The sequence below is a fragment of the Staphylococcus sp. HMSC62A08 genome (genome assembly GCF_001839105.1).
Lineage (GTDB): Bacteria > Bacillota > Bacilli > Staphylococcales > Staphylococcaceae > Staphylococcus > Staphylococcus caprae.
Map to the genome: position 1 here is coordinate 41,409 of NZ_KV840045.1, position 20,021 is coordinate 61,429.

At 35.0% G+C, this 20,021-nt stretch carries 15 protein-coding genes, 2 pseudogenes and 1 riboswitch; of the genes and pseudogenes, 8 read left to right on the forward strand and 9 right to left on the reverse strand.

What is annotated here, in order from left to right:
* Window positions 1–45: 45 nt before the first annotated feature.
* From HMPREF3264_RS10590 to HMPREF3264_RS10600, 3 genes and pseudogenes are all read right to left on the reverse strand, one after another.
* A complete protein-coding gene (locus HMPREF3264_RS10590) occupies window positions 46–831 on the reverse strand; it encodes a DeoR/GlpR family DNA-binding transcription regulator (protein WP_070873290.1) in 786 nt (261 codons plus the stop codon).
* A gap of 175 nt (window positions 832–1,006) precedes the next feature.
* Window positions 1,007–2,211, reverse strand: a pseudogene (locus HMPREF3264_RS10595) (MFS transporter).
* Window positions 2,212–2,238: 27 nt separating this feature from the next.
* Window positions 2,239–3,306 carry an alcohol dehydrogenase catalytic domain-containing protein gene (locus HMPREF3264_RS10600; protein WP_070873291.1) on the reverse strand — a complete coding sequence of 356 codons (1,068 nt, stop codon included), beginning with the start codon at window positions 3,304–3,306 and terminating at the stop codon, window positions 2,239–2,241.
* A gap of 228 nt (window positions 3,307–3,534) precedes the next feature.
* On the opposite strand from HMPREF3264_RS10600, the gene HMPREF3264_RS10605 reads away from it, so the two are divergent.
* On the forward strand, window positions 3,535–5,169 hold the full coding sequence (locus HMPREF3264_RS10605) for a ribulokinase (RefSeq protein WP_070873292.1): 1,635 nt from the start codon (window positions 3,535–3,537) through the stop codon (window positions 5,167–5,169).
* Window positions 5,170–5,232: 63 nt separating this feature from the next.
* Here HMPREF3264_RS10605 and HMPREF3264_RS10610 read toward each other — a convergent pair whose 3' ends face one another.
* Complete coding sequence (locus HMPREF3264_RS10610) at window positions 5,233–6,960, reverse strand: 5'-nucleotidase C-terminal domain-containing protein (RefSeq protein WP_070873293.1); 1,728 nt, start codon at window positions 6,958–6,960, stop codon at window positions 5,233–5,235.
* A gap of 313 nt (window positions 6,961–7,273) precedes the next feature.
* Between HMPREF3264_RS10610 and HMPREF3264_RS10615 the strand changes: the two genes are divergently transcribed.
* The 3 genes from HMPREF3264_RS10615 to HMPREF3264_RS10625 all read left to right on the forward strand — a co-directional run bounded on the left by HMPREF3264_RS10615 (window position 7,274) and on the right by HMPREF3264_RS10625 (window position 10,651).
* On the forward strand, window positions 7,274–8,233 hold the full coding sequence (locus HMPREF3264_RS10615; RefSeq protein WP_044466951.1) for an NAD-dependent epimerase/dehydratase family protein: 960 nt from the start codon (window positions 7,274–7,276) through the stop codon (window positions 8,231–8,233).
* A 477-nt stretch (window positions 8,234–8,710) separates the two neighbouring features.
* A complete protein-coding gene (locus HMPREF3264_RS10620; RefSeq protein ID WP_070873294.1) occupies window positions 8,711–9,787 on the forward strand; it encodes a branched-chain amino acid aminotransferase in 1,077 nt (358 codons plus the stop codon).
* Between the two features lie 159 nt (window positions 9,788–9,946).
* Complete coding sequence (locus HMPREF3264_RS10625; protein ID WP_070873295.1) at window positions 9,947–10,651, forward strand: HAD family hydrolase; 705 nt, start codon at window positions 9,947–9,949, stop codon at window positions 10,649–10,651.
* A gap of 123 nt (window positions 10,652–10,774) precedes the next feature.
* Here HMPREF3264_RS10625 and HMPREF3264_RS10630 read toward each other — a convergent pair whose 3' ends face one another.
* The 4 genes from HMPREF3264_RS10630 to HMPREF3264_RS10645 all read right to left on the reverse strand — a co-directional run bounded on the left by HMPREF3264_RS10630 (window position 10,775) and on the right by HMPREF3264_RS10645 (window position 14,444).
* The gene (locus HMPREF3264_RS10630; RefSeq protein ID WP_070873296.1) at window positions 10,775–12,076 is read right to left on the reverse strand and encodes an LLM class flavin-dependent oxidoreductase; all 1,302 of its coding nucleotides are present in this window, start codon (window positions 12,074–12,076) and stop codon (window positions 10,775–10,777) included.
* Between the two features lie 57 nt (window positions 12,077–12,133).
* Complete coding sequence (locus HMPREF3264_RS10635) at window positions 12,134–12,886, reverse strand: 3-oxoacyl-ACP reductase (RefSeq protein ID WP_070873297.1); 753 nt, start codon at window positions 12,884–12,886, stop codon at window positions 12,134–12,136.
* Between the two features lie 106 nt (window positions 12,887–12,992).
* Window positions 12,993–13,092: riboswitch (TPP riboswitch) on the reverse strand.
* Window positions 13,093–13,168: 76 nt separating this feature from the next.
* Window positions 13,169–13,834 carry a deoxynucleoside kinase gene (locus HMPREF3264_RS10640; RefSeq protein WP_002441135.1) on the reverse strand — a complete coding sequence of 222 codons (666 nt, stop codon included), beginning with the start codon at window positions 13,832–13,834 and terminating at the stop codon, window positions 13,169–13,171.
* Window positions 13,827–14,444: a deoxynucleoside kinase gene (locus tag HMPREF3264_RS10645; protein WP_044466950.1), complete on the reverse strand. Its 618-nt coding sequence runs from the start codon at window positions 14,442–14,444 to the stop codon at window positions 13,827–13,829. The genes HMPREF3264_RS10640 and HMPREF3264_RS10645 overlap by 8 nt, the downstream gene beginning before the upstream one ends.
* Before the next feature lie 66 nt (window positions 14,445–14,510).
* On the opposite strand from HMPREF3264_RS10645, the gene tadA reads away from it, so the two are divergent.
* The 3 genes and pseudogenes from tadA (at window position 14,511) to HMPREF3264_RS10660 (ending at window position 16,568) form a co-directional block, all read left to right on the forward strand.
* A complete protein-coding gene (tadA, locus tag HMPREF3264_RS10650; protein WP_070873298.1) occupies window positions 14,511–15,017 on the forward strand; it encodes a tRNA adenosine(34) deaminase TadA in 507 nt (168 codons plus the stop codon).
* A 91-nt stretch (window positions 15,018–15,108) separates the two neighbouring features.
* A complete protein-coding gene (locus HMPREF3264_RS10655; RefSeq protein ID WP_070873299.1) occupies window positions 15,109–15,984 on the forward strand; it encodes a Cof-type HAD-IIB family hydrolase in 876 nt (291 codons plus the stop codon).
* Between the two features lie 16 nt (window positions 15,985–16,000).
* Window positions 16,001–16,568 (forward strand): annotated as a pseudogene (locus HMPREF3264_RS10660) (NADPH-dependent FMN reductase).
* A gap of 233 nt (window positions 16,569–16,801) precedes the next feature.
* Here the strand turns inward: HMPREF3264_RS10660 and HMPREF3264_RS10665 are convergent.
* On the reverse strand, window positions 16,802–18,292 hold the full coding sequence (locus HMPREF3264_RS10665; protein WP_070873300.1) for a glycosyltransferase family 4 protein: 1,491 nt from the start codon (window positions 18,290–18,292) through the stop codon (window positions 16,802–16,804).
* 240 nt (window positions 18,293–18,532) lie between these two features.
* Between HMPREF3264_RS10665 and HMPREF3264_RS10670 the strand changes: the two genes are divergently transcribed.
* Window positions 18,533–19,831 carry an MFS transporter gene (locus HMPREF3264_RS10670; protein WP_070873301.1) on the forward strand — a complete coding sequence of 433 codons (1,299 nt, stop codon included), beginning with the start codon at window positions 18,533–18,535 and terminating at the stop codon, window positions 19,829–19,831.
* Window positions 19,832–20,021 lie beyond the last annotated feature (190 nt).

Genomic DNA, 20,021 nt, shown 5'->3' on the forward strand with positions numbered 1-20,021 from the left:
TCAAGTTATTTCCCGAGAAATACTAATTCCAAATAACATGATAAACTATTCATAATCTTTGGGATCAATTGCTACAACGTTCGAACATACTTCACGATATGCACTTAAATCATGTTGGTTATCTGTAATAAGTGTATGAATCTTTTCAATTGGACTCACTTGATAGAATGCAACTTTATCTAACTTCGTACTATCAGTAAGTAAATAGACTTCATGCGCTTGTTCGACCATTTGTCTTTTTGCAGCAATAAATTCTTCACTATAATGCGTCATACCTTTGACAGCGTCTAAAGCAGGCGTCGCTATAAATGCCTTCATAGAATTAAAGGATTGTAATGTTTGAGTTGTTATAAAGCCGTTGAGTACATAGTTATTATGATATAATACGCCACCTGTTACGATGACACGATGATTCATGGAACGTAAAACTGAGGCAATATGAATATCATTAGTGATGACAGTGAGATTCTGTTTATGTACTATCGCTCGTGCAAATTGTAATGTCGTTGAGCCAGAATCAATGATGAGTGTATCAATGATGAGTGTATCTCCGTCATTGACAAATTCCGCTGCCTTTTGACCGATTCCTAATTTTTCATAGTAGTTTGTAGTTTCTCGATCATCAAAATTAAGTTCACTTGATACGTCAGTACTGTTTAAGACGACACCACCATGTGTACGTCTAATTTGATTATATTGTTCAAGTTTAATTAAATCACGACGTATGGTTGCGTCATGTACGTTGAACTCTGCAGCTAAGGTATGAACCGTTGCAGTTTTATGTTTTTTCAAGTATGAAATTATATTTTGTTCTCTTTCTGCTGGTAACATAGGCGTCGTCTCCATTTTCGATATCATTGATTTGTGTAAAATGTATGATATGTATTTGTATCTCGAGATTTTATATTAATTTTCAATAAAAAGAGTTATCTTCAACGTTATTATAACAAACGAAGAGAAAAGGCTGTAGAAAGAAAGGAAACTAATTCTCTCCACAGCCTATTACCTATTCTATTTCACCGTATTGTTGACTTTTAGGCATCTTTATAAAGAACGTTAAAATAGTACTAATGAAATACAATATGCCAAGAATCCAAATGACTCCTAAATCACCTAAAGGATCTAAGAAGAATCGTACAATCATAGGACCTACGAATACAGGTAAACCTGCACCTAAGTTTAATATAGAAAGTGTTGCACCTTTGTCTTTCTTAACGAGTGAAGGGATTAAAGCAGTTAAAGGAACATAAGCTGCGATGAAGATACCCCAAGCAACACCGACTACTGTAAGTAAGATAATATTACCATGAGTCCAAATAGGCACATAGCCCATTAATAGACATGAAATACCACTACCAATACCACCAAAAATCATAACAGTATTACGCCAACCAATTTTATCACCGATTATTCCCCAAATTAGATTAAAGACGATATTTCCGAAGAAAATAGCTGACCATACAGCAAGCCATTTAGAGGTAGGAATACAGGAAATGCAAATTGTGCAGTTGTGTTAATTACACGGACAATACCGCCTAAAAGAACTTTAGGTTGTTCCACTACAATTGTAAAACCTTTGCCCATCTCTAATAATTTAGATTTAGCATTACTTTTATCCGTAGGTAATTTATCTCGATTCAACGCTAACGCTAAAATAGCACCGAGAATAACCCAGAAGAGTGAGCTCCATAATGTTCCAATATGTCCGAAATATTTAATCGCGAAAATTGAGTATAGCGCACCTAGCACATTTAAACCGCCAGTAAAGACGAGCCAGAACCAGCCAACTGCTGCGCCTAAAGTACGTTGTTCAGAACGATAAGAAATCCAAACTAAGAAAGAATAGGCGAATAGTGGGTAACCTAGTCCTCTTAATGCATAAGCTGGATACATAATTGCTAAACTTTCTGATGGTAGAGCAATCCCTACGAAGCAGACAGTTCCAATCACATATAAAATGAGCCCAATAAACATCGTACGTTTTCCGCCAAGCGCTTCCGCAAGTACACCACTGAACCAACTTGCAATGGCTACTGTTATACCGTAACAACTGAATAACCAGCTTACTTCATGACTATTAAAACCATTATGTTGTAAGTATGGACTTAGCCATCCAATTTCTAAGCCATCACCCATCATAAAGACAAGTATACCTATATATCCCCAAACAATTTTGCGTGGCATACCTAAAATAGTGTTTTGATTTATCATATGACTCTCTCCTTAGATGTAATCAACCTAAGCCCAGTGATATTGAAGATATGTTTTCTTCCAACCTTTATGAGCTGCAGTGTCATCCATTGCTTTTTTAAGATCCTCAGTGCTATAAATATCATAGTAATCTTCTGGAATTAATTTTTTTAATGCTTCTTGGTATTCCTCGTTTTCAAATGCTTGAATTAATTGTTCGAATTCTTTTTTTGTACTTCGAGAACTACCAGATAGAGTTAATCCTTTTTCTAAGACATCTCTAGTATTTATTCCAACAAGTTCTTCAGTGACACCCATCAATACGAGTTGGCCTTGACGATCGATTAAATCAATCGCTTGGTTAATTGCTGACTCTGAGAATTTACCACCACAACATTCAAACACTGTGTGTACACCTCTATGACTGTTAAAGTCATAATCAAAAACAAGATGCGTAGTAGCAAAACTTTCGAATGATTTTAATTTCTCTTCAATCGCACCGAAGACAATTAAATTTTCTTTATCGATACCATAAATGTAGTGAAGTGCAGTAGCAGCAAGATAGCCTACAGGGCCGTCACCAAAGACTGCTACTTGAGGAGAAGACTGAGTTGTGACTTCTTTAAGTTGATTAATTGGAAATAGTGATACAGAACAAAGTTCTGCTAATAATGCGACGTCTTCATCCAAATGATTAGGAATTTTTACGATATTTTCTCCAGGTACGACCATTCTATTTTGGCAAATACCGTCATAACCGCTACCCATAAACACGGCATTTTCATCGTAATTATCTAATAAATCTGTCTCTGCGAAATCACCTGTTCTAAGACGAGATGGAATATTTGGTACAATCACTACTTTGTCGCCTTTATTAAAATTAGGATGTTTCGATTCTTCGATTGTGCCAATACCTTCATGGAATAATGCCATAGGTAATTTTTTCTCTAACGCTTCTTTACGACGATTACCTGTGTAATAACGTAAATCTGCGTGACACACACTTGCTTTTTTAGGATTTACGATGACATCTCCATCGTTAAATTCATGTGTGATAGTAGTGAATTCAAATTCTCCCGGTTTTACTAAACGATATGCATCTGCATTAATGCTCATTTATGTTCAACTCCCCTTAATTCGATTGCTCTTTTTTGTTTATGTGAATAATAGTAAACGCTTACAATTGTAATTGTCAATCACTTTTGTTCAAAATCTGCACATTTATGTTTCGTTGGAAACTTTATCATTGATTTATTGTTTATTTATGCTTATTATTTAAGAAAACGCTTTCTTAAGCTATTGATAAAGAGATGTTAAAGATAGATACTATCGGGGGTATTACGAATGACATATAGTATAGGTGTAGATTATGGTACAGGCTCAGGTAGAGCTTTTTTAGTGAATACAGATAATGGGAGCATTGTTGCTAAGTATGTAAAGCCGTATACACATGGCACAATAGAACGATCATTAAATGGTACAAAGTTACCTCAAAGTTTTTCTTTACAAAATAGTAATGACTATATGGAAGTTTTAGAAGAAGGGATACCAGCAATTATTGAAGAATCTGGTGTCGATGCGAGTGAAATCGTAGGAATTGGAATAGATTTCACATCTTCTACGGTCATGTTTACAGATGAACATTTAACACCGATTCATAACCTGCCGGGGTTCGAAAATAATCCGCACGCATACGTCAAATTATGGAAACATCATGGAGCTCAAGCTGAAGCAGATTTACTATTTCAAACAGCACTAGATAACCAAAATCGTTGGCTAGGATATTATGGATTTAATGTGAGCAGTGAATGGATGATTCCAAAAATTATGGAAGTGAAAAATAAAGCGCCTGAAGTTATGAATGTGACTCAGAATATTATGGAAGCCGGTGATTGGATTGTTAACCAACTTACTGGTCAAAATGTGAGATCGAATTGTGGGCTTGGTTTCAAATCATTTTGGGAAGAAAATGAAGGATTCCATTATGATTTATTTGATAAAGTCGACGATGAATTATCTGCAATCGTGCGTGACAAAGTCGATGCGCCAATCGTAAAAATTGGAGAAACAGTTGGTACAATATCTAAAGAAATGGCTCAGAAATTAGGTTTGAGTAAAGAAACAAAGGTCAGCCCATTTATTATCGACGCCCATTCTAGTTTATTAGGTATTGGTTCACAAAAAGATAAACAAACGACGATGGTTATCGGTACGAGCACATGTCATTTGATGCTTAATGAGGAACAACATAAAGTCCCAGGTATCTCTGGTTCGGTAAAAGGCGCAATTATTCCGGAATTGTATGCATACGAAGCTGGTCAATCAGCAGTTGGAGATTTGTTTGAATACGTTGCGAAACAAGCACCGAAAGAATATGTAGATGAAGCACAACAAAGAGACATTTCAATATTTGAATTATTAAATGAAAAAGTTGAACATCAATTACCAGGTGAGAGTGGGTTGGTTGTGTTAGATTGGCACAATGGTAATAGAAGTGTACTTAGTGATAGCAATCTTAAAGGTTGTATATTTGGAATGTCTTTACAAACAACGCATGAAGAAATATATCGTGCTTATTTAGAAGCTACTGCGTTCGGTACTAAAATGATTATGCAACAGTATCAAAGTTGGAATATGGATGTAGAAGAAGTCTTCGCTTGTGGTGGTATTCCTAAAAAGAATCCTCTAATGATGGATATTTACGCTAACGTGTTAAATAAAAAAATTACAATCATTGATAGTGAGTATGCACCTGCTATAGGAGCAGCAATACTAGGTGCGTTATGTGGTGGGGCACATAGTAATTTAAATCAGGCAATTGGTGCAATGAAAGAACCTGTACTATATGAAATTGAGCCAACACCAGAGAAAGTGAAACGTTACAAAAAGTTATTTAGTGCGTATAAAGAACTTCATGACATACATGGTTATAAAAAAGCGAGAATTATGCGCAATGTGGGTAAACTAATGGAAGTATAGAACAATCATTAAATTTTGAAAGTGACTCTGAGAATAGAGGTTCAACTCAGAGTCACTTTATTTTTATGCTGACTTCTTATGAGGTTGTGCTGTTTTTGATGTTGAATTTTTAGAGTGAGTATGTTGATTAGAATCACTTGTGGATTTCTTAGCTGAGCTTGGTTTACCATTAATCACTCTTACAGGATGAGTAGTATTATATTTACTTAGATCATGTTTTTGGATATAACTGCCTACAACTTCGTCTAACGAAATACCTTCTTCACGTTTTCCTCCAAACATATCATAGCCATCACCTTTATTAGCAGTGAAGTCATTCGTAGCTACATAATATGTTTTATTAGGGTCTAATTTTTCAAACTTTCCAGTATCGTGATTAACCACTTGAATGTCTTTCACTCTTGAACCAGATTTTTGATTGATATCATAATAAACGCGTATGGATTTAGAAACCTGTAAGAAACCGCCGTTTGATGAGAGTTGTTTCTTGCCATTCTTAGTTTCAGTTGGTGCACTTAAGCTATGTTCAAAAGCTTTCTTCACATCTGAACCTTTAACTTTAATTTGAGATATTAAATTACCGAAAGGAAGAACAGATATAATATCATATTTTGTAACCTTGCCTTTGGAAATTGATGCACGAATACCGCCACCATTTGTGATAGCGAAATCAGGTTTATGTTTAAAGTTCTTAGTTGCATAATCTTCCATTGCATCCGTAATTAAATTGCCTAGATTTGTTTCTTGTTTGCGAGCTATATTTCTTTCGCCGTTGAATTCGACTTTATTATTAGGAATGACAACAGTGGAAGTTTGTTTTTTGAATTCATCATTTGCTTTATTGACTTGTTTCTCAAGAGCTGGGTCAGCTTTCACATTGCTTGTGTCTTTAACATTAATCAAACTCGCTGTTAAATCTGAAACATTACCATGGTTAAAAGTGAAATCAATTTTACCAACATTTTCTAAAGCAGTCCCAGTTTGAGCTAAGATGTTATTATGAAATTTCATACCATGTTTAATAGCTGTATGAGAATGACCGTCTAATACAATAATAGGTTGTTTAAATGATTTGTCCTTCGATAATTGATCTGTTAAATAATCACCTCGCCACTGTTCTTTCGTATTTTTATCGATACCAAGGTGAGATAAAACAATATAAACGTCAACTTTGCCGTCAATGTGTTTCATAGCATTTTTAACGCTATTTAAAGGATCTTTAAACTCTACATTCTTAACAGCGTCTGGAGAAGTTTTAATTTTGGTTTCTGGAGTTGTGACGCCAATAATTCCATAACGTACGCCGTTTCTTTTAATCACTGTGGAAGGTTTGAAAACTCTTTTGCCGTTTTTATAAATATTAGAAGAAAGCATCGGAAATTTCACTTTACTTTGTAACTTTAATAATTGGTTATAGCCAAAGTCGAATTCATGGTTACCGATAGCCATGGCATTATAACCAACCTTATTCATCGCTTCAGCCATTTCTTCACCTTTTGAATGGTTTGAAACAGGTAATCCTTGAAAGGCATCTCCTGAATCTAAAACTAAATCAGGATTTTCTTTATTTTTTAATCCTTTTAATTTTGGCATGCCTATCACACGACCTTTTTCTTCTACAAAGCGACCGTGAATATCATTTGTATGTAATATCTTATGTTTACTTAGAGACTGCTCTTGATTTGAGTGACTCGTACTAGTATGTTCAGCTGCAAAGGCGTCATTTACGTTAGGTACAATACCTAGACCAACGAGTAGTATAATGATGATACTAAAAAGTATTCTCTTCATATTTTCCTCCTTTATAAAAATGGATTTACAATGTAATATTACCATATAAAAAGAATAGATAATTATTTTATTAAAATTTTTAACTTTAAATTTAGACCTATTTAACAAAAAGTAAAATCACTGAGTATAAAGCACAATCACTAATATGGTTATAACTCCAAATTTTAAAACTCCAAATATTATTTTCATACAATTATGTGCTCACTACATATACAAGAAAGCGCTTTTATAATATAATATAGATGTAAATTAAGAATATGTACATATCAGAAGGACATCGCATTTTTATAAATGAACAAGGGGAGATTTCGTGATGAAAAAGATAATGATTACAGGCGCATTAGGCCAAATTGGAACCGAGTTAGTTGTGAAATGTAGGGAAATTTACGGTACTGAAAATGTATTGGCTACTGATATAAGGGAACCTGAAGTCGATTCTCCGGTTCAAAATGGACCGTTCGAAATTTTAGATGTTACAGATAAAGATCATATGTTTGAATTAGTAAAAGACTTTGAAGCAGATACATTGATGCATATGGCAGCATTATTATCTGCGACTGCTGAAAAGAACCCATTATTTGCATGGGATTTAAATATGGGTGGGTTAATGAATGCCTTAGAAGCGGCACGTACATATCACTTGCAATTCTTTACACCAAGTTCTATTGGGGCGTTTGGTGCGTCAACGCCTAAAGTCAATACGCCACAGGTAACAATTCAACAGCCTACAACGATGTATGGTGTAAATAAAGTCGCAGGTGAATTATTATGCCAGTATTATTTCGTTAAGTTTGGTGTAGACACTCGTAGTGTAAGATTCCCTGGACTTATTTCACATGTGAAAGAGCCTGGCGGAGGTACAACAGACTATGCAGTAGAAATATACTTTAAAGCAGTGAGAGAGGGTCGTTATACAAGTTATATCGATAAAGACACATACATGGATATGATGTACATGGATGATGCGATCGATGCCATTATTAAATTAATGGAAGCTGATGGTGCTAAATTAGAAACACGCAATGGATATAACTTAAGTGCAATGAGTATTGAACCTGAAATGGTTAAGAATGCGATTCAAGAATTTTATCCAGACTTTGAATTAGATTATGATGTTGATCCAGACCGTCAACAAATTGCATCAACTTGGCCAGATAGTATTGATACAAGTTGTTCTCGTGGCGAATGGGGATTTGATCCTAAGTATGATTTAGCTTCAATGACAAAGGTAATGCTTGAGGCTATCGAAGAGAAAGAAAAGGTTGCTAAATAACCACTCACTATTTACAACGAAGTTCACTTATTTTTTGGGAGTGAGACAGAAATATAATTTATCAAAATTACTTTCGTTGTCTCTCTCCCAACTTGCATTGTTTGTAGAATTTCTTTTTAAGAAATTCTCTATGTTGGGGCCCCGCCGGCAAGGATGGCTAGGATTGAAAGAAGCTTGATATAAGCGCACTTTCAATTCAGACATCTACTGCCAATATGTTAAGGAAGGTTGAGACAATTGATTATGTCCCAACCTCTTTTAATTTGTTGCGAAGTTAATTTCTTATTCAAGTATTTTGTATAATATAAATAACGAAACTTGTAACTTTAGTATGGTAATGTTTAACTAATTAAGAATACATAATTACATTTGGGTATTTATTTTGAATATTTAGAAAACTTATTGAATAGTAAATATACGATTGATATAATCTAGTATAACTATTCGATTGGGAGAAATTATTAGGAGGCAATAATCATGTCAGAAAAAGTAAAATTTGAACAACGAGATAACTTAAAAGAGAAGCCAGATCCATCCAATTTAGGCTTCGGTCAATATTTCACAGACTACATGTTAAGTCTGGATTATGACGCAGATAAAGGTTGGCATGATATGAAGATTGTGCCTTATGCACCATTAGAAGTTTCGCCAGCTGCACAAGGTTTACATTATGGTCAAGCAGTTTTCGAAGGTCTTAAAGCATATAAACATAATGATGAAGTCGTTTTATTCCGTCCAGACCAAAATTTCAAACGTATTAATAATTCATTAGCACGTTTAGAAATGCCTGAAGTAGATGAAGAGGCTTTACTTGAAGGATTGAAACAACTTATTGATATTGAACGTGATTGGGTACCAGAAGGAGAAGGACAATCTCTATACATTCGTCCGTTCGTCTTCGCAACAGAAGGTATTCTTGGTGTACGCGCGTCTCAACAATATAAATTATTAATTATCTTATCACCATCAGGCGCTTATTACGGCGGAGATACATTGAAAGCAACAAAAATTTATGTTGAAGATGAATATGTACGTGCCGTTCGCGGTGGTGTAGGATTCGCTAAAGTTGCTGGTAACTATGCTGCTAGCTTACTTGCACAAACCAATGCTAACAAGCTCGGATATGACCAAGTTTTATGGCTAGATGGTGTTGAGCAGAAATATGTTGAAGAAGTGGGTAGCATGAACATCTTCTTCGTTGAAAATGGAAAAGTAGTTACGCCAGCATTAAATGGTAGTATTTTACCAGGTATCACTAGAAAATCAATTATCCAATTAGCTGAAGATTTAGGATATGAAGTTGAAGAACGTAAAGTTTCTATCGAAGAATTATTCAATGCTTACGATAAAGGTGAACTTACAGAAGTATTTGGTTCAGGTACAGCAGCAGTTATTTCACCTGTTGGTACACTTCGCTATGAAGACAGAGAAATTGTTATCAATAATAACGAACCTGGTGAAATTACACAAAAACTTTACGATACTTATACAGGAATCCAAAGTGGCAAATTAGAAGATAAATACGGCTGGAGAGTAGAAGTCCCTAAATATTAATTTGTCTTTTTCAGAAAGAGCTTTCTCATATGAGAGGGCTCTTTTTTAAATACCATCTTTTCAATAACAATCCTCTTTTCTATAATTATCGATGTCTCTATATTACAATAATAAATAAACGTATAAACTAATAAAATCATTTTCAGGAGAGAAGTAAAGATGGAATGGATATTATTTGATAAAGATGGCACGCTCATCGAATTTGATAAAAGTTGGGAGAAAATTGGTGTCCGTCTCGTTGATAAACTATTAGAAACATTTCCGGTTCATGACAAAGAGGTTGCGCATCGTCAACTTGGAATTATCGATGACAAAATTGTTCCTGATTCAGTGATGGGTTCAGGATCTCTAGGAGATATGATTAAATCTTTTAATGATGTGACGGGTCAAGATACAACGGACTGGACAAGAGATACAAGTCAAGAACTTGTTGATACGAGAGTTCCTGAAAATAACTGGATTGAAGGCGTTCAAGATGTGATTCAAGAACTTAGAAATGAAGGCTATAAAATTGGTATTGTCACAAGCGATACGAAAAAAGGCGTGAATCAATTTTTAGAGGAAACACAGTCTAAAGCATTATTCGATCTCATCATCTCTACAGAAACACATGCCGAAGAGAAACCTAATCCAAAAGTCTTGGCACCCTTATTTGATGCATATGATGTTTCACCAAATCAAGTGGCGATGATAGGCGATACAGCCAACGATATGAAAACGGCAATTAATGCTAAACTAGGTCTAGGTATTGGTGTACTCACTGGGATTGCTAAAAGAGAAGAATTGCATGAAGCGGATGTCATTATTGATAGTGCTAAAGATGTGAAACAAATTTTAGACCAGTACAAAAATGAATCAAATTGATATAGAAAAGCGTGGGAACTTGAATCACTATACTAAACCAAAGTACAACTTTTGGGTACAGTACAGACTCAAGAAAAAGACCACGCTTTTTAAAATATCTTAGTTGCGCTTTAACGTTTTGCTTTATTCTAATCCTAAACGCATACGGAAAGTTTCATCTTGATAAGCACTTCTGAATCGTCCACGTTTTTGTAATTCAGGTACAATCAATTCCACAAAATCTTCTAAACTATAAGGTAAAGAAGGTGGCATAAGATTAAAACCATCAGCGACGCCTTCATCTATCCATTTCTCCATGGTATCTACAATTTCTTCGGGTGTACCTATTAGAGTAAGATGGCCACCTCCCGCACTCAAATATCCTAGTAATTCGCGTACAGTAGGTTGCTTGTCTTCAATAATGGCGAGCACTGTTTCATAACGGCCAACGGGGCCTTTGAACGCTTCAACAGGTGGTAAGTCTGGCACAGGTTGATCCAGTTCCCAATTTGAACAATCTTGTTGAACGAAAAAGCTCAATTGCTTTAAGGCTTCTTCAATAGGTAGGTAACGATCTAATTCTGCTTTTTTAGCCATTGCTTGCTCGTGTGTCTCTGCCACATACGTAACTAAACCAGGAAAAATTTTGATGGTTCTATTTGGGTTTTCACTTTTAGCAACGGCATCAGACAATTTGTCACGGTAAGCCCGTGCTTGTTCAATATTCCAAGACACAGAATAAACAGCATCAGCATATTTTGCAGCTAATGCGACGCCCTCTTTAGAGGCGCCAGCCTGCATGGATACTGGTTTTCCTTGAGGACTTTGCGGCGTTGTTAATGGCCCACGCACTTGAAAGTTGTCCCCTTTATGATTGAAAGGTTGAATAGCGCTAGATTCTAGTATTTTATCGTCCTGTCTGTTAGGAACGAAAGATGATGTTGACCATGATGTAAACAATTGGTTCATGACTGACGCAAATTCATCCGCTTTTTTATAACGTTCAGGTCTTTCTGGTAACTTTTTAAGACTGTGATTTTGAGCTTCTGCATCGGTCATAGATGTGACTAAGTTCCATCCCACTCGACCTTGAGTTATATGATCTAGACTGAGTAATTGTCGTGCTGCTGTAAATGGATTTGAAAAGGTGCTAGAGATTGTGGGTACCAAACCAACATGAGAGGTCACTTGAGCAATTGCGGTTAAATTAATGATAGGGTCAAACCAAAACGCAGGCAACGTTGTATCATCACTTGCATTAAAAGCTTGATTATCTGCAAAAAATACAACATCAAAATATCCTCTTTCAGCAATTTGAGCCAGATGCTGATAGTACGATATGTCTCCGATTTGTTCTATATAAGAATTATCCATTCGCCATGCTGCTTGATGATGTCCACATCCATAAAGTAAAACACCGATGTTAAGTTCACGTGATTCTTCCAATTATGACACCTCTTTGTCTCTCTATTTTAATAAAGAATGACTTGAAAAATTGAGACATTAATTCATTGTTAATCCGCCATCAACTGTAATATTTTGACCAGTGATGCCACGAGCTTCATCTGATGCCAAATAGGCCACCATATTTGCTACATCTTGTGGTGTAGTTACCTTTTTTAAAGGTGTAGTTTGAGCAATTAAATCAAACACTTCAGGTGTCGTGACTGCACTTGCGTCTGTTGTTTTTAATAATCCTCCAGAAACGACATTTGCAGTAATCCCATATTGTCCTAACTCTGCTGCAATGTTACGTGTGAATCCTATCAAGCCAGCCTTTGCAGTAGTATATTCATGATAAGGAACTACAGGGTTTTGATATAAATTTGTTCCAATATTTATAATTCTGCCATCTTGCTGGTTGATAAATTGCTGAATGACACTTTGAGTGACATTGAATGCAGCTTTTAAAGTACCATCTAGTTGTTGTTGGTAATCATCCCATGTTAGATCTTTGAAACTTTTTTGTTGATTAGGATCAAATTTAAAGTTAACTAACGCATTATTAATCACAATATCGATGTTTCCAAAGTGTGCTGTAGCTGTTTCAATCATTTGGTTAACTTCATCACGACACGTTACATCTGCTTGAATTGCGATGGCTTTTTCATCACTTATATGTTCAATTAACGCTTCGGCTTTTTCTTTACTCTGCTTGTAATTGACGACGACATTATAACCTTTCTCAATTAATGTTTGAGCGATTTTAGCGCCTAGACCACGACTGCTTCCTGTAACGATTGCTGTTTTTGACATAATAATCCTCCAATAAAATAATTGTAATTAGGTATAAAAATGCACAACCCTTCCGTAAGAAAAGTTGTGCATCTTAGTGATTAAATATTAAAACAGTTTAATGGTAAGATTGATGTCCACACTTTCCTACGCTAGTTCGAACTAGTTCAGGTTCAAAGGGTTTGGATTGTCTCCATCTCAGTTAAAAAACACCCCTAGTGCAAATAATTAACTTGCAATATTAACGTATATTTAATTTAAATGGTTGTCAAACATAGGATATGAACTATGTTTCAAGTCGTTTTACGATCTTGTATCTACATTTCGATGTGTCTGTATGATGTGTGCAATTTTCTCAATAATTGGGTCTAATGAATCGAAATCTTCATGAATATCATACTCATTTATATTGACGCGCACGACAGGACACGCATTGAAATTGTTAATCCAATCTTCATAACGTTTAAATAACTTCTTCCAATATTCTGGATCTGTATTGATTTCCATGTCACGACCACGTTGCTTAATACGGTCAATGACCTCGTCATAATCACATTCTAAATAAATCAGTACATCTGGTTTTGGAAAATAAGGTGTCATTACCATAGCATTAAATAATTCTGCGTATGTATGGTAATCTTCCTGACTCATTGTACCTTGTTCTTCGTGCATTTTCGCAAAGATATCAACATCTTCATAGATAGAGCGGTCTTGCACAAACCCGCCACCATATTCAAACATACGTTTTTGTTCCTTGAAACGTTCCGCTAAAAAGTATATTTGTAGGTGAAAACTCCAACGTTCGAAGTCGTGATAAAACTTATCTAAGTAAGGATTATGATCAACATTTTCAAAAGAAGTTTTAAAATTTAATTTGTCAGCAAGTGCTTGCGTTAATGTAGATTTACCTACACCTACAGTACCTGCAATCGTAATCACTGCATTTTGAGGAATGCCAAAATTATTCATCTTTGCTATCTCCAATCATGGGTTTTATTAATTCTAAAATTTCTTTATAATCGTTATCATTTTCCACAAAATCTTTCTCGGTTGTATCAATAAGGATCACGTTTGCGCCTTCCTTTTTTAAAGATTCATAATATGCTTTATAATCTTTTTTCAATGTTAATAAATAATCATCTTCAATCGTATGTTCGAAGTCACGATTACGTTTGGCTATTCTAGATTTCAAAATATCTAAATCTGCATCTAAAAAGATAATCATATTAGGCATTTCAAGATCCTCAGTTAAAATATCATAAATACGGCTGAATTTATCAAATTCTTTCTCATCTAACGTATTGCTCGCAAAAATTTTATTCTTATGTATGTGGTAATCACTTACAACACCTTGATCTAACGCTTCAAGATCTCTAATTTGTTTATATCTATTACACAGAAAGAACATTTCAGTTTGGAAACTCCATTTTTCAATATCGTCATAAAAATCTGAGAGAAATGGATTTTCGTCAACAATTTCTCGTTCTTCATAATAGTTAAGCGTCTGACTGAGCTTGTGTGCAAGTGAGGATTTACCTACACCTATAGGTCCTTCAATTGCAATAAATGGTTTATTCATATTCACTTCTCCAAATGTTAAAATAGACATTGAGTATTGTACCATAAGTGAGGTATTGCAACACATATGAGAACTGATAATGATTACATGCGTTTAGCAATTAAAGAAGCAAGAAAGGCTCAAGAACTAGGGGAAGTTCCAATTGGCGCTGTCATCGTGAAAGATAATCACGTTATTGCTCGCGCTCATAATTTGAGAGAAACTTTACAACAACCCACGGCTCACGCTGAACACATTGCTATTGAACGAGCGTCAGAAGTGATTGGGAGTTGGCGTTTAGAAGATTGCACGTTGTACGTCACTTTGGAACCGTGTGTGATGTGTGCGGGTGCAATTGTGATGAGTCGTATTCCACGCGTCGTTTACGGTGCTATTGATCCTAAAGGTGGCTGTACAGGGAGTTTAATGAACTTATTAGCACAGCCGCAATTTAATCACAGAGCGATAGTTGAGTCTGGTATTTTGGAAAATGAATGCAGCACACTGCTACGTGAATTTTTCAAAAACATACGCCAACAAAAGAGAGCCCTCAAACAAGCCAAGATACAAAATGACACAAATTTGTTAGAATAACTGTGTAAATTAAAGGTGACTATTCACGTTCGCCTTTTCAAAAAATAAAACATAAATATTACCTTCAAACAGGAAGAAACGAGGTCAATGAATGATAAAGTTAATTGCAACAGATATGGATGGAACGCTACTTAATGCAGCACATGAAATCACTCCAGAAAATCAAGCAGCTATTAAATTTGCGCAAGAACACGGTATTACAGTCGTTATCGCAACAGGACGTGCCTTTTACGAAGCGAATACACCCGTTGCTGAAACAGATTTGAAAGTACCATATATCTGCCTGAACGGAGCGGAAGTTCGCGACGAAACGTTCAATATCATGAGCACGTCTCATCTCAATCATTCCTTAGTAAATAAGATTACAACTACGTTGAAGAAGGAAGACATTTATTATCAAGTCTATACAAATAGAGGAATTTATACAGAAGATCCTCAAAGAGATTTAGAAATATATATTGATATCGCTGAACGTGCCGGTCAAAAAGCAGATGTTGAAAAAATTAAAAATAGTATTCAAAAACGTATCGATAATGGAACTTTAAAAATTGTAGATAACTATGACAAAATTGAAGAGATCCCTGGCGAATTGATTATGAAAATTTTAGCGTTCGATTCTGATTTAGGAAAAATTGATATTGTAGGTCAAGAACTAGCCAAATCACCTAATCTTGCCGTTTCTACTTCTTCAAGAGGTAATTTAGAAATTACGCATTCAGATGCGCAAAAAGGGATTGCCTTAGCTACCATTGCTAAACAACTTGGTATTGACTTAGAGAATGTCATGGCACTCGGAGATAACTTAAATGATATTTCGATGCTAGAAAGAGTAGGCTACCCTGTAGCCATGGATAATGCTGCACCAGAAGTGAAAGCTGTGGCTAAGTATGTCACTGATTCAAATGAAAATAGTGGCGTCGGTAAAGCAATTATGAAATTTTTAAAAGATGAAAATCAATTATCATAAACAAGAGGTGTAAATAATGAAAGGATTAATTATAGTAGGTAGTGCTAGAGTAGGTTCACATACGAACGCGTTAGCTAAATACCTTACAGGTCAATTAGACGAACACGGGGTGGATGTTGAAATATTCGATTTAGCTGAAACGCCTATTCATCAATTAGACTTTTCAGGTACAACTCAAGCGGTTGATGAGATTAAGAAGAATGTGAAAGATCTTCAAGAAAAAGCCATGAATGCTGATTTCTTCATTCTAGGAACGCCTAATTATCATGGTTCGTATTCTGGAATTCTTAAAAATGCACTCGACCATCTCAATATGGATTACTTTAAAATGAAACCCGTGGGTCTAATTGGAAATAGTGGAGGCATAGTAAGCTCAGAGCCTTTATCTCATTTAAGAGTGATTGTACGTAGTTTATTAGGTATTGCCGTGCCAACGCAAATCGCTACACATGATTCAGATTATGCTAAATTGGACGATGGTACATTATATTTAGAGGATAATGAATTCCAATTACGTGCAAAATTATTCGTAGACCAAATCGTCTCATTTTGTAAATAATAGTCCATATGAACATTTGAAATAAAGAGTATCATAGCGAACGGATCCTCTATTAATTACAATCGTCATTTCCTAGAGATCCCTCATACACTGTCGACAAAGCTTTTGCTTTTGTTGGCAGTGTTTTTTGTAACATAAATTTCCCAATAGTATCCCTCTAAAAAAGGGTGGAATAGAAACATAATTTAGCCATCTACTGCCCATATGTTAAAGAAGGCTAAGACTATAAATAATGCCTTAGCCGACTGTCCAATACAACTAGTTAAATAAACTTAATAGCTGTTCCCATCTTTTTATAATGGCGTTTTTACTATAATTTTGTGACGTTTCAATACTGTTTTTGGAATACATTTTTTGTAATTCAGGATTTAAAAGTAAATTTCTAACCTTTTCATATAGCTGATTCTCATCATTAAAATTAACGAGTAATCCGTTATAATCATTGATAATTAATTCGCTTGGTCCATATTTAATATCATAGCTAATCGTAGGTACACCATGTGATTGCGATTCTAATAACGCTAATGAAAAACCTTCCATATTACTTGTTACTAAACTTACATATGCTGTCTTGAACTCGTCAGTCAAATCATTAATAAAACCTCTTAGGAATACATGATTATTTAAATGATATTCTTGAATTAAATCTTTTAGTTTTCTTTCTTCAGCACCAAATCCATATAAATGTAATTCAATATGAGGGAATTCTTCTTTTAATTTATTTACAAGTCGAACCTGTTGTTCTAATTGTTTTTCAGGAGAATATCTCGCCACTGATATTAATTTTTGATTCTGATAACCGAAGTTAGACTCAGTTGCCTCCTCTGAAAAGCCTACAGGAATCGCATAAACAGGAATCACATCACGAATTCTATGGCTCACATCTTCTTTTTGTTGTTGTGTCGAAACAACGATTGCACGATAACGCTCTAAATGATCGAACACACCTTTATACACATTTTTAATACGAGAGTGTTCTAAATCGCTGATATCTTTGACATGCGTACTATGTAAAACAGCGACTACAGGAATAGTGTTTGATACTGAATTGAAAACATGTGATGTAATTAAATTTCTATCACTAAAGAATACATCGCCATTTTGATATAATTTTTCTATGAAAAATGCACCTAATTCATTGTCATTGTTGAAAAATAAGACTCTTTCACAGTAATTCAATAGTATTTTCTTTGCTACGTTAGGTTCATTTGAATCAATATCATAGTACTTTTCAATTTTTACTTCGCCACTTGGAGAATAATAAAACTCTGATTGTATTTTTTGATCTGTTGATAAAATTCTTGTACAACTTAAAAATCCGCGCGTATCATAGAGTTCTCGTTTAATTTTTCTACGAGATGTATCAAAATAGTTGATATAATCAATTTTTCGTAGTGTGTCATCACTAAAATGAGCGTACATAATAAAGTTTTCACCATCATACACCCGCACATCGTTCGCTTGGTGCACATCTCTAACAGTATAGCCACATTCTTCTTCCCAATAATGTAACCAATTTTTACTAAATATAGACATCACATTTGTTGATTCTTGGAAATAATCATACATATTAATGTAATCTTCATTAGTTATATAATTTGAAGCCGTATCTGTTAAATAACGATTCCATGCTAGTAGAACAATTCTTGCTGAATAATGATATTCTTTAAAAAGATTTAAACGATTAATAATAGCTTTTTCTATACCAGTTATTTTTTGACCTATATTATTTCCTACAAAATAAAACATTCAATACCTCTTAAGTTTAAATTTATTTTACAAATATTGTAACATAATAAAATCTTTAAATATAAAATGAACTAAAAATAAAAAAATAGAAAAATTGATTAATCCTACTAATATCAACGATTTGCATGTAATCAAACCGACCTAACAGTCAGAAAATTTAAAATATTGTTAGCGCTTACACACATTTTTATGATAGACTTACACGGAAGAGATGTTTCAAATAAAGGGGTGGGGGATACAATGAAACGTTATCGATATTTTATTATTACGATGATTGTTATTATGACAATGATTAACTACATCGATCGTGGCGCAATTTCTTATGCACAAGAAGATATCATAAAGGAATTTGGTTTTGACAATATTGCTTGGGGGTCTATCCTAGGCTATTTCGGTTATGGTTATATGTTTGGTTCATTACTAGGTGGAATTACAGCAGATAAAAAAGGACCGAAATTTGTTTGGATTTTAGCAGGAGCGGCATGGTCTATTGTTGAAATTGCCATGGCATTTGCGGGCGAACTCGGTATAGCTGTATTTGGAGGTTCAGCACTTGCAGGTTTTGGTTTACTGCGCGTACTTTTCGGTATCTCAGAAGGACCAATCTTTTCAACAATTAGTAAAACAAATGCCAACTGGGCAGCGCCAAAAGAACGTGGTGTATTATCAGCCTTAGGATTAATTGGTGTTCCATTAGGCGCACTCATTACTGCACCGATTGTGTCAGGTTTCCTTACAGTCGCGAACTGGCGTATACTCTTTGTTTTATTAGGGGTTCTCGGTCTAGTCTGGGTTGTGATTTGGGCAAAGGTTTTTACAGACTACCCAGAAGATAATAAAAAGGTTTCAGAAGAAGAGTTAGACGAAATCCGATCCACGGAAGATAGTCTAAATGTCGAGAAAACAGTCGAAACAGAAGACGCAAGTGAAAAATGGTATCATTTTTTCAAAAGTCCAACACTTGTCGGGAATATGATTGGCTACTTTGGATTCCAGTATGTGAACTTTCTCATTTTGACTTGGACACCAAAGTATCTCCAAGATGAATATCATTTTCAAATCCATTCATTATGGTATCTAGGAATGATTCCATGGATTGGCGCATGTTTTACTGCCTATTTCGGTGGGCAAATGTCCGATTGGCTTCGTAAAAAGACGGGTAGTTTAAGAATCGCACGATCATATTTTTCAATTGCAGGCATGATTTGTGCGGCAATCTGTTTCTTAATTATTCCATTCACACATAGTATTGTTGCTGTCATGATACTGATGATGCTCGGTAACGCATTTATCTTCCTACCAAACGCTGTTTATTGGGCAGTCATTATTGATACAGCACCAAATAAGACAGGCACATATGGAGGGATTACACATTTCTTTGTTAATACCGCTACTGTGATTGCACCAACTTTAACGGGGTATCTCGTTGCAACACATGGTTATTCAACGATGTTTATCTCAGCAGTTGTCGCTTCAATCGTTAGTATTGTAGCAATGTGCTTTGTTAAACCAGGTGAGAAGAAGATGGCCAAACATTAGCTTACGCCTGACGCAACTTTTATTTTGGGAAAAGGTCTATGCTTTACGCTCATGAGAAGTTATAAATTAAATTAAAGAAAAAACAGGCATTGCTTCGCACGTAGTGAGGCAATGCCTGTTTTCATAACAATAAAAGTATCTTATTTAGACTGTAGAAAACCTTATTAAACGATTAAGTAGGGAAATTAAT

Coding starts and splice junctions, on each gene's coding strand:
- HMPREF3264_RS10615 (WP_044466951.1), top strand. CDS start 7,274: ATGAAAAAGATAATGATTACAGGCGCATTAGGCCAAATTGGAACCGAG.
- tadA (WP_070873298.1), top strand. CDS start 14,511: ATGAGAACTGATAATGATTACATGCGTTTAGCAATTAAAGAAGCAAGA.
- HMPREF3264_RS10640 (WP_002441135.1), bottom strand. CDS start 13,834: ATGAATAATTTTGGCATTCCTCAAAATGCAGTGATTACGATTGCAGGT.
- HMPREF3264_RS10645 (WP_044466950.1), bottom strand. CDS start 14,444: ATGAATAAACCATTTATTGCAATTGAAGGACCTATAGGTGTAGGTAAA.
- HMPREF3264_RS10600 (WP_070873291.1), bottom strand. CDS start 3,306: ATGAGCATTAATGCAGATGCATATCGTTTAGTAAAACCGGGAGAATTT.
- HMPREF3264_RS10670 (WP_070873301.1), top strand. CDS start 18,533: ATGAAACGTTATCGATATTTTATTATTACGATGATTGTTATTATGACA.
- HMPREF3264_RS10635 (WP_070873297.1), bottom strand. CDS start 12,886: ATGTCAAAAACAGCAATCGTTACAGGAAGCAGTCGTGGTCTAGGCGCT.
- HMPREF3264_RS10620 (WP_070873294.1), top strand. CDS start 8,711: ATGTCAGAAAAAGTAAAATTTGAACAACGAGATAACTTAAAAGAGAAG.
- HMPREF3264_RS10655 (WP_070873299.1), top strand. CDS start 15,109: ATGATAAAGTTAATTGCAACAGATATGGATGGAACGCTACTTAATGCA.
- HMPREF3264_RS10605 (WP_070873292.1), top strand. CDS start 3,535: ATGACATATAGTATAGGTGTAGATTATGGTACAGGCTCAGGTAGAGCT.
- HMPREF3264_RS10665 (WP_070873300.1), bottom strand. CDS start 18,292: ATGTTTTATTTTGTAGGAAATAATATAGGTCAAAAAATAACTGGTATA.
- HMPREF3264_RS10625 (WP_070873295.1), top strand. CDS start 9,947: ATGGAATGGATATTATTTGATAAAGATGGCACGCTCATCGAATTTGAT.
- HMPREF3264_RS10590 (WP_070873290.1), bottom strand. CDS start 831: ATGTTACCAGCAGAAAGAGAACAAAATATAATTTCATACTTGAAAAAA.
- HMPREF3264_RS10610 (WP_070873293.1), bottom strand. CDS start 6,960: ATGAAGAGAATACTTTTTAGTATCATCATTATACTACTCGTTGGTCTA.